Source organism: Streptomyces mirabilis (assembly GCF_018310535.1).
In the GTDB taxonomy this organism is placed as follows: Bacteria; Actinomycetota; Actinomycetes; order Streptomycetales; family Streptomycetaceae; genus Streptomyces.
In genome coordinates this window covers 101,072-112,420 of record NZ_CP074102.1, presented here as the reverse complement: position 1 = coordinate 112,420, position 11,349 = coordinate 101,072, and the positions used below count along the sequence as shown (strand labels likewise).

General features: G+C 72.7%; 13 protein-coding genes and 1 riboswitch. Of the genes, 10 read left to right on the top strand and 3 right to left on the bottom strand.

The genetic code is table 11. The features are described 5' to 3' along the window. Nucleotides 1-111: 111 nt before the first annotated feature. Nucleotides 112-804, bottom strand: a complete 693-nt coding sequence (locus tag SMIR_RS00475; RefSeq protein WP_212726290.1) for a class I SAM-dependent methyltransferase — start codon at nucleotides 802-804, stop codon at nucleotides 112-114. A gap of 232 nt (nucleotides 805-1,036) precedes the next feature. Here SMIR_RS00475 and SMIR_RS00470 point away from each other — a divergent pair, with 232 nt between their 5' ends. From SMIR_RS00470 to thiD, 6 genes are all read left to right on the top strand, one after another. Beyond that, entirely contained in the window at nucleotides 1,037-1,390 is a 354-nt protein-coding gene (locus SMIR_RS00470) for an SH3 domain-containing protein (protein ID WP_249938306.1), read from the top strand. Between the two features lie 550 nt (nucleotides 1,391-1,940). Next, nucleotides 1,941-3,173, top strand: a complete 1,233-nt coding sequence (locus SMIR_RS00465; protein ID WP_168498340.1) for an alanine racemase — start codon at nucleotides 1,941-1,943, stop codon at nucleotides 3,171-3,173. A 16-nt stretch (nucleotides 3,174-3,189) separates the two neighbouring features. Continuing rightward, on the top strand, nucleotides 3,190-4,089 hold the full coding sequence (locus SMIR_RS00460) for a dioxygenase family protein (protein WP_168498342.1): 900 nt from the start codon (nucleotides 3,190-3,192) through the stop codon (nucleotides 4,087-4,089). A gap of 14 nt (nucleotides 4,090-4,103) precedes the next feature. Further along, nucleotides 4,104-5,186 carry a maleylacetate reductase gene (locus SMIR_RS00455; RefSeq protein WP_168501479.1) on the top strand — a complete coding sequence of 361 codons (1,083 nt, stop codon included), beginning with the start codon at nucleotides 4,104-4,106 and terminating at the stop codon, nucleotides 5,184-5,186. Nucleotides 5,187-5,250: 64 nt separating this feature from the next. Continuing rightward, nucleotides 5,251-5,345, top strand: a riboswitch (TPP riboswitch). Next, complete coding sequence (locus SMIR_RS00450) at nucleotides 5,335-6,744, top strand: purine-cytosine permease family protein (RefSeq protein WP_168498344.1); 1,410 nt, start codon at nucleotides 5,335-5,337, stop codon at nucleotides 6,742-6,744. It overlaps the preceding riboswitch by 11 nt. 42 nt (nucleotides 6,745-6,786) lie before the next feature. Continuing rightward, nucleotides 6,787-7,593, top strand: a complete 807-nt coding sequence (gene thiD / locus SMIR_RS00445; RefSeq protein WP_101402223.1) for a bifunctional hydroxymethylpyrimidine kinase/phosphomethylpyrimidine kinase — start codon at nucleotides 6,787-6,789, stop codon at nucleotides 7,591-7,593. Nucleotides 7,594-7,660: 67 nt separating this feature from the next. Here thiD and SMIR_RS00440 read toward each other — a convergent pair whose 3' ends face one another. After that, nucleotides 7,661-8,524 (bottom strand): NAD(P)H-binding protein, encoded by an 864-nt coding sequence (locus SMIR_RS00440; protein WP_168498346.1) that lies wholly within the window; start codon nucleotides 8,522-8,524, stop codon nucleotides 7,661-7,663. 89 nt (nucleotides 8,525-8,613) lie between these two features. On the opposite strand from SMIR_RS00440, the gene SMIR_RS00435 reads away from it, so the two are divergent. Continuing rightward, a complete protein-coding gene (locus SMIR_RS00435) occupies nucleotides 8,614-9,321 on the top strand; it encodes a TetR/AcrR family transcriptional regulator (RefSeq protein ID WP_168498348.1) in 708 nt (235 codons plus the stop codon). A gap of 151 nt (nucleotides 9,322-9,472) precedes the next feature. Next, complete coding sequence (locus tag SMIR_RS00430; protein ID WP_168498350.1) at nucleotides 9,473-9,805, top strand: SCO0607 family lipoprotein; 333 nt, start codon at nucleotides 9,473-9,475, stop codon at nucleotides 9,803-9,805. Nucleotides 9,806-9,839: 34 nt separating this feature from the next. Here the strand turns inward: SMIR_RS00430 and SMIR_RS00425 are convergent, their stop codons facing one another. After that, nucleotides 9,840-10,166: a hypothetical protein gene (locus SMIR_RS00425; RefSeq protein ID WP_212726289.1), complete on the bottom strand. Its 327-nt coding sequence runs from the start codon at nucleotides 10,164-10,166 to the stop codon at nucleotides 9,840-9,842. A 180-nt stretch (nucleotides 10,167-10,346) separates the two neighbouring features. On the opposite strand from SMIR_RS00425, the gene SMIR_RS00420 reads away from it, so the two are divergent. After that, the gene (locus tag SMIR_RS00420) at nucleotides 10,347-10,571 is read left to right on the top strand and encodes a hypothetical protein (RefSeq protein WP_180362196.1); all 225 of its coding nucleotides are present in this window, start codon (nucleotides 10,347-10,349) and stop codon (nucleotides 10,569-10,571) included. Between the two features lie 171 nt (nucleotides 10,572-10,742). Beyond that, nucleotides 10,743-11,015 (top strand): hypothetical protein, encoded by a 273-nt coding sequence (locus tag SMIR_RS00415; protein WP_168498354.1) that lies wholly within the window; start codon nucleotides 10,743-10,745, stop codon nucleotides 11,013-11,015. Nucleotides 11,016-11,349: the final 334 nt, after the last annotated feature.

Sequence of the window (11,349 nt, the reverse complement as noted above, 5' to 3'; positions counted from 1 at the left end):
AAGCGGTCGCAGGTTCAAATCCCGTCGTCCCGACTTTTGAAGTCGCGGGTAAGAGGTTGTATCGGACATTTCGATACGGCCTCTTCCTCGTTTCCGGGGCCGGCCGGGGGCTCAGCGGTAGTACGAGGCGACGGCCGGCTGACCGGTGTAGTTGGGTCCGGCGTGCGGGTCGGCGCCGAGGTAGGCGAAGGGCAGGGTGACGGGGCGGCCGCCCCGCAGGCTGAGGCGGTGGTGGCGGGCCGAGTACTGGAAGCCGGCGGCCCGCAGTGCCGCCAGGACCGGGCGGGACGCGTCGCTGCCGTCCGGGCGCCGCAGCGTCGAGGGATCGAGATGGGCGACCAGCAGACCCGTGCCGGTGAGCCAGGAGGCGGCCCGCTCCAGCAGGGTGAGCCGGTCGCCGATGTAGTGCAGTCCGTGGACGCAGGTGATGAGGTCGTAGCGGCGGCCCGGTGACCACCGGCCGAGATCCGCGGTGACGAGTTCGAGGCCGTCGGCCAGCGCCGTCCGCAGCAGCGGGCCTACCAGGTCCACGCCCGTGATGGCGGCCTGGGGGAGTCGCCGCGCCGCCTCGCGGAGGGCGAGTCCCTCTCCGCTGCACAGGTCCAGCCAGGACGGGGCGGGTCCGTGGTCGTTCAGGAACTCGGCGGGGGAGAAGCCGAGTTCGCGGGCGTAGCTGTTGACGCCCGCCAGGACGCGTTCGCGGTTCATGGTGCTGTTGGCCACCACGGCATGGCCGGTCAGCTCGTCGTCCTTGACCAGCCTGGGTGGCGGTTGGGTTGTTGTCGGCGAAGTACCGTCGATCATCGCCCCATTGTGCGACAGGGCCGACGCGCCGCGGGGCGTGCGGACGGACGCCCCGGCTTCGAACCGCGGGCCACCCACGCGCACCGGCCTGTCGTGGCCGGACGTTTCGAGCGTCGTCGAAAGAAGTTCCGCCCCCGGGCGTCGACCCGGCAGGGTGGGCCCGGGCGTGACCGGGCGGGCCGCACGGCCCGGCCCGGGAACATGCCCGGACTCCACCACGGGGAAGGACCGCATGACCATGAGGATGAGGACCAAGGCGTTCGCCACGGCGGGCGTCGGCGCGCTGGCCACCGGACTGCTGCTGACCGGCGCGGCCGGGGCGCAGGCCGCGGCGGCGGGGCTGCCGTACGCCGTCACGCCGTATGTGAACGTCAACGTCCGCTCCGGCCCCTCGACCACCACCGACATCACCGGGCATGTCGCCGCCGGGCAGCCGCGCGGCGCCTCCTGCTGGACCCATGGCGAGACCATCCGCGACAACGGCTACGTCAACGACGTCTGGGTGCGACTGGCCGAGGGCTATGTGAGCGCCGTCTACCTCAAGGGCGACCAGTACGGCGGCCTCCCGGCCTCCGCCACCTGCTGACCGACCCACACGCGGTGCCCGACCCCGACCCGGGGTCGGGCACCGCGCCGCGTTCAGGAGCCATCAGCCAGCCCCCGCACCGCCGGCCAGGTTCAGGATCCGCCGCGTCCGGGTGACGGGCCGCCACACCGCCGACCGCTCGAGGTGCCGAAGGATCTCCCACCGGGTAGAGATCGTGTGGGGCCTCGGGTATGGAGTCGCGGATCAGCATGATGGTGGGATGCCACAGGGCGCGGGCCCTGCGAGCGGAGGCGTCGGCGTGCCGGAGCACGGCGCCGCCGGTCTCCCGGTTCCCGGCCGCCGCGCCGAACCGGACGCTCGGTCGGTACCGCCATGGTGCCCCGCCGGAGCCGACCGACCCCGCACGGGGAGCGCGTCGATCCGGCCCCGCACGGAGAGCGCGTCGATCCGGGCCCGTCGATTTCGGCGGCTGCCGTGGCACGTGTCATGTCCCCGACCGCCTGCGTCCGCCGGGACGCTCCTCCGGTCCCCGTCCGCCGCCCTCGTCGCGTGCCGACGGTATCCTGCGCCATACGACCCGGAGTGCCCCATGAACACACCCTCACTCGCGGTGCGCGATCGCATCCTGACCCTGCCGCCCACGGAACTTCCCGCCTACGTGTACGACTTGGCGGCACTGCGCGCACACGCCGCGTCGGTGCGGGCCGCGCTGCCCGAGCGCGTCGAGCTGTACTACGCGACCCAGGCCAACCGGGAACCGGAGATCCTGACCGCGCTCGCCCCGTACGTCGACGGCTACAAGGTCTCCACCGACAGCGAACTGGCCCACGTCACCCGGGCGGCGCCGGACCACCCACTGGCCTTCGGCGGCCAGGACAAGACCCCGACGGAGCTCTTGGACGCGCTGGAGCAGGGCGTGACACGCTTCCTCGTGGAGAGCGAGTACGAGCTGTACATGCTGGCCGGGCTGGCCCAGCGGCACGCTCCGGACGGCCGGGTGGCGGTCCTGCCGCGCTTCAACCTCCCGGTGGCCGACCATCTGTTCGCCGACGGCGGCCGGAGCCGCAGGACCTCCGGCCTCGACCCGGCACAGGCGGACACGATCGTCGGCCTGCTCACCGACGGCAGCTACCCGAACCTCGAACTACGCGGCGTCTACGCCCACTTGGCCAACGGCCTGCACGCCCCCGAACACCTCGCGGTGGCCGAGAGCGTCGTCGCCTGGACCGGTGAACTCGCCGCACGGCACGGCCTGCGCCTCCCCGAGGTGAACGTCGGGGGCGGCATGGCGGTGGACTACGAGCACCCCGAACGCCGTTTCGACTGGCAGTCGTACGGCCAGGGACTGGCCCGACTCGTCGCCGCACACCCGGAACTGACCCTGAGCATCGAGCCCGGTCGCGCGCTGACCGCGTACTGCGGCTGGTACGCGAGCGAGGTGCTGGACGTCGAGCACGGCGCACACGAGGACTTCGCCGTCGTCCGCGGTGGCGCGGTGAACCTGCGCACGTCGGCGTCCAGGAGGCCCGACCAGCCGTGGCCCGACCAGCCCTGGTCCGTACTCGAAGTGGACGTGTGGCCCTACTCCTGGCCACGGCCCGTGGTGCGCCGTGAACGGGTCACGCTCACCGGCCAGTTGAGCACCTCCAGGGACGTCCTGGTCCGGGACGTCCGGGCGCCGGGGCTGCGGGCCGGCGACCGTGTGGTGTTCTCCCTCGCGGGCGCCTACACCTCGTCCGTGCCCCACCGGGCGTTCGCCAGGTTTCCCGAGCCCGGCTTCCACTTCGTGGACCCGGGCACCGACGGCGATCAGTCCCGATAGCACCGCGAGGAGCGGCATGACAGACGAACCGAACCGCTCGACGACGGCCGATGCCACGACCGACTTCACGCACGGCATCACCGACGCCGTCGTCGACAGCGTGCGGGGCACGGCCGATCCCCGTCTGCGTGAACTGCTCGGCGCGCTCACCCGCCATCTGCACGACTTCGTGCGCGAGACGGAGCCGACGATGGCGGAATGGGAACGCGCGATCGGATTCCTGACCGCGACCGGGCAGCAGTGCACCGACACCCGCCAGGAGTTCATCCTGCTGTCGGACGTGCTCGGCGTCTCGATGCTCGTGGAGACGCTGGGCGGCCACCGGGACCCGGGTGCCACCGAGTCGACGGTCCTCGGCCCGTTCCACCTGACCAGATCGCCGATCCGCGCGCTCGGCGCGAACCTCGACCTGGTGGGCAGGGGCGAGCCGTGCGTGGTCAGCGGCCGGGTCCTGGGCAAGGGCGGCACCCCGCTGCCGGGCGCGGTCCTCGACGTGTGGCAGGCCGACTCCGAGGGCTACTACGACGTCCAGCAGCCGGACGTCCAGCCGGCCGGCAACGGGCGGGGACTGTTCACGGCCGACGCCGAGGGCCACTTCTGGTTCCGCACCTGCCTACCGAGCCCGTACCCGATCCCCACCGACGGCCCGGTCGGTGAACTGCTGCGCGCCACGGCCCGGCACCCCTACCGCCCCGCCCACATCCACTTCATCGCCTCGGCCGAGGGCCACGCCCCGGTCACCACGCACATCTTCGTCGCGGGCAGCGACTACCTCGACTCCGACGCGGTGTTCGCGGTCAAGAAGAGCCTGGTCCAGGACTTCACGGAGACCGACGACCCGTCCCTGGCGGGGGAGTTCGGCGTCCCGAACCCCTTCCGCCACGCCCGCTTCGACCTCGTACTGGAACCGGAATGAGCACCATGACCGACATGAACACCCCGCTCGACTTCTCGTACGAGACCCAGCCCGCGCGGATCGTCTTCCGGCCCGGCGCCGCCGTCTCCGCGACCCCCGACGAGGCCGCCCGGCTCGGGCTGCGCAGGGTGCTGGTGGTCTGCGGCGGCAGGGGCGAGGACACGGCACGCGCGGTCGCGGACGCCCTGGGCGACGCCTGCGCGGGGCTGCACGCCGAGGCCCGGATGCACGTACCCGTAGAGGTCGCCGACCGGGCCGTCGAGGCGGCGCGCGCGGTCGGCGCCGACGGGTGTGTCGCGGTCGGCGGCGGCTCGGCGATCGGCCTCGGCAAGGCGATCGCGCTGCGCACCGGCCTGCCCCTGATCGCCGTGCCCTCCACCTACTCCGGCTCCGAGATGACCCCGGTCTGGGGACTCACCGAGCACGGCGCCAAGCGCACCGGACGCGACCCCGCCGTCCAGCCCCGCAGCGTCGTCTACGACCCCGAGCTCACCCTCTCGCTCCCCGTGCCCCTCACCGTCACCAGCGGCGTCAACGCGCTCGCCCACGCCGTCGAGGCCCTCTACGCGCCCGACGCCTCGCCCCTCGTCTCGCTCATGGCCGAGGAGGGCGTACGGGCGATGACAGGGGCCCTGCCGCTGGTGGCCGCCGCCCCCGGCGACCTCGACGCGCGCGGCCGGGCCCTGTACGGCGCCTGGCTCTGCGGCGCCTGTCTCGGCGCCACCACCATGGGCCTGCACCACAAGCTGTGCCACGTCCTCGGCGGCGCCTTCGGCCTGCCGCACGCCGAGACGCACACGGTGGTCCTCCCGTACGCCCTCGCCTACAACGCGCCCGCCGTGCCCCGGGCGATCACCGCGCTCTCGCGCGCCCTGGGCGGCACCGACGACGTCCCCCATGCCCTGCGGGCGCTGGCCGGGGACCTCGGCGCTCCCCGGAGCCTCGCCGAACTCGGCCTCAAGAAGACCGATCTGGCGGTGGCCGCCGAACAGGCCGTCGCACAGACGTATCCGAACCCGCGCGAGGTCACCCTGGGCGGTGTGCTGGCGCTGCTGACGGCGGCGTACGAGGGCGGGGAGCCGAGCGTCGACGCGTAGCAGCGGTGCCGTGCGGACCCCTCCCCCTGGGGCATACCGCGCCCGCCGGGCTATCCTGAGCGCCGAACCGGACACGGGGTGCCCCGCACGAGGGCTGAGATCACACCCGTCGAACCTGAACCAGTTAGGACTGGCGGAGGGATGTCTCATGTCGTTGCCGTATGCCCGTAACGCTCGCGGCGAGGTGGCCGTAGGAGGCCCGCAGGGCGTTTTCGACGGGCGGATGCCCACCGCCCCGGGGGACCTGCACGTCGAGGCGCGTGGAATCGCCCCGGTCCCGGAGGACCACCGCTACGGCGGCCCCGGCCGTCTGTTCACCGTGTGGTTCGCCCCCAACCTGACCATGACCGGCGTGTTCACCGGCACCGTCGGCATCGCGCTCGGCCTGGACTTCTCCACCGCGCTCGCCGCCGTCGTGCTGGGCACCCTCCTGGGGGCGGTACCGACCGCGTACCTCGGCACCTGGGGGAGCCAGACCGGCGCCGGACAGCTGCCGCTCGCCCGACTCGCGTTCGGCCGGGCCGTGGTCGTCCCCGGCGCCCTGCAGTGGCTGTCGTCCATCGCCTGGGACGCGCTGATCGGCCTCTTCGGCGGGGACGCGCTGGCCCAGCTGTGCGGCTGGCCGTTCTGGCTGGGCGTGCTCGTCATGATGGCGGCGCAGGGGGCGCTCGGCGTCCTCGGCTACGAGGCGATCCACCGGCTCCAGAGCGTGATGACCTTCGCGCTCGCCGCCGCGTTCGTGGCCCTGACCGTGAAGCTCCTGAGCGGCGCCCACACCACCCCCGCCGCAACCGCCCACGGCGCCGACCGGGCCGGGGCCTTCATCCTGACCTGCACCATCGCGCTCAGCCTTGCGCTGTCGTGGGCCCCGTACGCGAGCGACTTCAGCCGCTATCTGCCGCGCACGGCGTCCCGCCCGCGCATGTTCTGGTACACCCTGGCCGGCGTCAGCGTGTCCTTCGTGGCCGTCCAGGCGCTCGGACTGTGGGGCGCGGCCGTCTTCACCGACCAGACCGCCCGCGGCGTCGACACCCTGCTCGGCGGGGGCGCCCTCGGCGCGTTCGGCCTGCTCGCCGTGGCGCTCGCCGCACTGAGCAGCAACGCCATGAACGACTACAGCGGCTCGCTCGCCCTGCAGACCATGGGCGTACGGCTGCCGCGCCCGGCCGCCGCCGCGCTGGCCGCCGTCCTGGGCTTCCCGCTCGTGCTGTGGATGCACGCCGCCGACACCACGGCCCGCTTCCAGAACGTCCTGCTGTTCGTCGGCTACTGGATTCCCGGGTTCGTCGCGATCGTCGCCGTCGACTGGCTCGCCCGGGCCAGGGCCCGCGGCGGCGCACCCGTCGACCTGGCCGCCGAGAGCGCCCGCCCGCGTCCGTGCTGGCCCGCGCTCGTGGCGTTCGTCGCCGCCTTCGCCGCCGCGGTGCCGTTCATGAGCACCAGCCTGTACGTCGGCCCCGTCGCGCATGCCCTGCACGGCGCCGACACCGCCTACGGGGTGGCATTCGTCGCGGCCCTGCTGGTCTACGCCCCGCTGCGCCTGCGCCTGCGCCGCTGACCCCGCCCCCTCTCACCCCCTTCGTACGGAGTGACACCCACCATGCCCGCGAACAAGCCGACCGCCCCGCCCCGCGTCCTGACCATCGCCGGATCGGACTCCGGGGGCGGCGCCGGCATCCAGGCCGACCTGAAGACCATGCTCGCGCTGGGCGCGCACGGGATGAGCGTGCTCACCGCCGTCACCGCGCAGAACTCCCTCGGCGTACAGGGAGCCTGGGAGCTTCCCGCCGAGGCGGTGCGCGCGCAGTACCGCAGCGTCGTGGACGACATCGGTGTGCAGGCCGTGAAGACCGGCATGCTCGCCTCGCCCCTGCTCGTCGAGACCGTGGCCGAACTGCTCTCGGACGTCGGCGCGCCCGTGGTGGTGGACCCGGTGAGCGTCTCCAAGCACGGCGACCGGCTGCTGGCGGACGACGCGCTGGACGCCGTACGGACCGCCCTGCTGCCGCTGGCGACGGTGGCCACCCCGAATCTCGACGAGACCGCCGAGCTGACCGGGATCAAGGCCACCGGTGAGCGGGACATGTGCCGGGCCGCGGAACAACTGCTGTCGTACGGGCCACGCTGGGTCCTGGTGAAGGGCGGCCACCTGCCCGGCGAGGCCGTCGACCTGCTGACCGACGGCACCGAACAGCACTGGTTCCGGGCCCCGCGCCACGACAACCGCCATACGCACGGCACCGGTTGCACCCTGGCCTCGGCCATCGCGGTGGGGCTGGCGCAGGGGCGGGCGGTGCCGGAGGCGGTGCGGCTGGCGAAGGAGTACGTCACCGGCGCGATCGCGGCGGGATTCGCCCTGGGCTCGGGCCTCGGACCGGTCGACCACGGCTGGCGGACACGCGCCTGAACGCCGCGGGTCCGTCCGCACGGCGGACGAGGCCGTCGTCCGCTGCGACCGACGGGGAACCCGGACGTCAGCCGGTCGGCGTGATCGTTGTCTTCAGGACGTCCGCCAAGGCCGTCGTGGGGCGGCCGAGCAGGCGGCCCAGCGTGGGGTCGGCCGGAGTGAACCGTCCCTGTCGGCTCGCGGCGAACAGGCCGAGGAGCAGGTCGGCGCCGGCCTCGGGCAGACCGCGGGCGAGCAGGCTCGCGCGGTAGTCGGCGTCGGAGACGACCACCCGGCGGACTTCGCGGCCCGTGAGCCGCGTGGCGATCGCCGCGATATCCGCCAGGTCGAGCGACTCGGGGCCGGTGAGCGCGGGTGTCGTCCCGTCGAGGCCCTCGCCGGTGAGCACGAGCGCCGCCGCCTCGGCGAGGTCGGCGTGGGCCGTCCAGGCGACCGGTCCGTCCTCCGGCGCGGCCAACTCGCCCGTCTCGAGCGCGTGGCCCAGCAGCATCACGGCTGAGGAGGCGTAGAAGCCGTTGCGCAGCGAGGTGAAGGGGACCCCGGACTCCCGGAGCGCCGCCTCGGTGGCGGCGTGGTCGCGCATCGGAGCGAAGGGGGAGGACGGGTCCGAGCCCATGTGGCTGGTGTAGAGGATGCGCTTGGCTCCGGCTGCCGCCGCGGCCTCGATGGCGGTGCGGTGGTGGTGGACGGCATCCACGCCGGTGCTGTCCGTCGACACGACGAGGACCTGCTGGGCGCCCTCGAAGGCGTCCGCGAGGCTCGCGGGGTCGCCGAAGTCGCCCTGGCGGACGCGCACGCCCCGGTCTTCGAGCTCTCCTGCCTTCCCCGGGTCGCGCACACTGACGCCGATCCGCTCGGAGGGGACGCGCTCCAGCAGCCGCTCGGTGATCAGCCGGCCGAGTGCGCCGTTGGCGCCGGTGACGATGATCATGACAACCTCTTCCCTGTTTCCATCGATAACGTGATGACGGTACCACTGGAAATTCTCATCGGTAACAGGATTCTGTTATCGTCGGAATCATGGAGAGTGAGGACGTCACCGCGGCGGACGGGCACCGTGAACGCATCGTCGTGGCCGCCGCCCGGCTGCTGGCCGAAGGCGGGCCGGACGCGGTCTCCACCCGGGCGGTGAGCGCCGCGGCGGGCGTGCAGCCACCGACCATCTATCGGCTCTTCGGCGACAAAGAGGGCCTGCTCGACGCGGTCGTCGCCCACGGCTTCACCGCGTACCTGACCAGCAAGACCGCCCGGAAACCCACCGATGACCCGGTCGAGGACCTTCGCGCCGGCTGGGATCTGCACGTCGGCCTCGGCCTGGCCAACCCGGCGCTGTACACCCTGATGTACGGCCGGTACCGCCCCGGCACGCCCTCGCCTGCGGCGCTCGCCGCCTTCGGGGTCCTCGCCGAGCACATACGGCGCGTCGCCGAGGCGGGCCGGCTGCGCGTCCCCGAGGACCGCGCCGCGGACCTCGTCCACGCGGCCGGCTGCGGTACGACGCTCACGCTCATCGCCACCCCCGAAGACCGCCGCGACCCGGAGCTGTCCCGCACCGCCCGCGAGGCGGTCATCGCGGCGATCGCCACGGACGCCCCTGCCGCGCCCGCACCCGGGCCCGTCGCGGCCGCCGTCACCCTCCGGGCCGTACTCCCGCAGACCGACGCGCTGACGGCACCGGAACGCGGCCTCATGGAGGAGTGGCTCAACCGAATCGCCGACCCGGACTGAGGGCGGCTCGGTCGGGCGGGGCCGGCCACCCTCGTGCCTACGCGGAATCGGGTAGGACGGCCCACCGCATCCGAGTACGCGTACTCATGATCGATTTTCTTGCTTCCCGCAGGCTGGTGCCACAAGCCGTCCAAAGGGAGTCATCGTGCGTATGACAAGCCGAGTTCACCGCCCGTCGTCCGTGATCAGCAGTGGCCCGGCGCGGTCCGCCCTGGGCCTCGCGCTGGCCTGCGTGACCCTCGCGATGCTGACCGGCTGCTCCGCCGAGGACGCGAGCTGCGGTGGTGGCGAGTACCCGGTCATGGCGGTGGGCAGCACCGGCGGCACCTGCGTGTCCAACGGTGACGAGCCGCCGAAGGGGTACGTCCGCTATCCCGAAGGGAAGGTCCCCCAGCACGTCGGCGACAAGTGGGACACCTACTGGAGCACCCACACCATCGACGAGAACGGCAAGATCATCAAGGCTCCCGACGCCGGGGTGTGACCACCGGCTGCTCGGCGACGCCCGGCCGCTTCGGTCAGGACCGGGCCGTCCGGCGGTGCATGGGCGGTCGATCAATGATCTCGATGTACATGATCCGGCCGTCCACGACGTCCAGGATCAGCATGCCTTTCGAGGGCATGAGCGGTACACACCGATGACCCGGGCCGAAGGGCTTCCCCTGCGGATGATCTGCCGTCCGGATGCTCTGGCAGAAGTCGTCACCGCAGCCGCACTCACCCACCAGGCGGACATCCCGTACGCAGATGGCCAGCTCGCGTTCCCCTTCCTCCTCCAGGAGGGTGGCCAGTTCGGCGACGAGGTCCGGGAAGACATCGCGAACGAGGGGGTGCTCCTGCTCCATGGGGGGAGGGTAGCCGCAGCGGTCAACCGGGCGCCGAGCAGGGCCGCCCATCGCTGAACGTCACACGAGTGGCGGGTGGCCGTGCGCTGGAAATCGAACACGTGCTTGAATTCGGGTATGACGTACCCACACTTCCAGGGCCGGGATGCAGGCCGGGACCGGAGAGGCGAGGCTGGATCCATGTCCGAACCGTTGCCTGTCATCGTGGCTCCGCCGAGTGACACCGGTGGCCGCCGAGTCCGAGTGCACGGCGAGAACCTCGGGTTGGCCTACAACCTGGAGGACCTGTCCGAATTCCTGCGACGCGCGGGTCTTGACGTGGACCCCGTGACCGCGGCGGTGTCCCCCCTCATCGACTGGCGCGGTGTCGGCCCGGAGTACTGGGGGCCCGAGACCCGCAGATGAGGGCGCCTCTGTGGCCGCCCCGTGTGGCCGCCCCGTGTGGCCGCCCCGTGTGGCCGCCTCGCGCGGACGGCCACACGTGCAGCCGTCGTACGTCCGTCCGTCCGACGGCGCTGAGTGGTGCCGTCGATCGTGCGTCTTGTCGTACCGATCGGTGACCGGTACAACGGGAGCGTGACCGACCCATTCGCGCCACCCCCGGAGGCGGGGTCCGCAATCGCCGCGTCGGAGGGGCGGCGGTGGACCAAGGAGTCGGCCGGGGGCTTCTTCGCGGCCACCGCCGCCTTCGTGGTCGTGCAGGCGCTGGTCTTCGAACCCGTCAGCCGGTTGCTTCCCGACTACGCACACCGTGTCACCGCCCTGGCGGGGATCCTGGCCGCGACGCTCGCCCACCCACTTGCCACCCGGTGGCTCAAGCGGCTGCCCTCGTCGGCCGCGCCGAAGTGACGTCCGGGGCGCAGCCGTAACCTCGGGGCGCCATTGAGGAAGACCCCCTGGGCGGGGTCGCTCGCCGGGTCCAGGTCCCGGGCAGCAGTCGCGGTGCAGTCGCGGTGCAGCCGCCGCGCTGCCGTCGGGTGGCCTCGTCGTACTAGCCGTACTAGCCGTACTAGCCGTACTAGCCGTACTAGCCGCACTAGCCGCACTCGCGACACCGCTTCCTCGCGCGCGTCCTGCGCCGTGCGCCCTGTGCCCCACGCCCCGGCGGCGGGGCGCGGCGCTGTTGCCAACTCCGCCTCCTTGTCAGTTGGTTGGCCTTTCATCACTCAGACACCCCCTGACG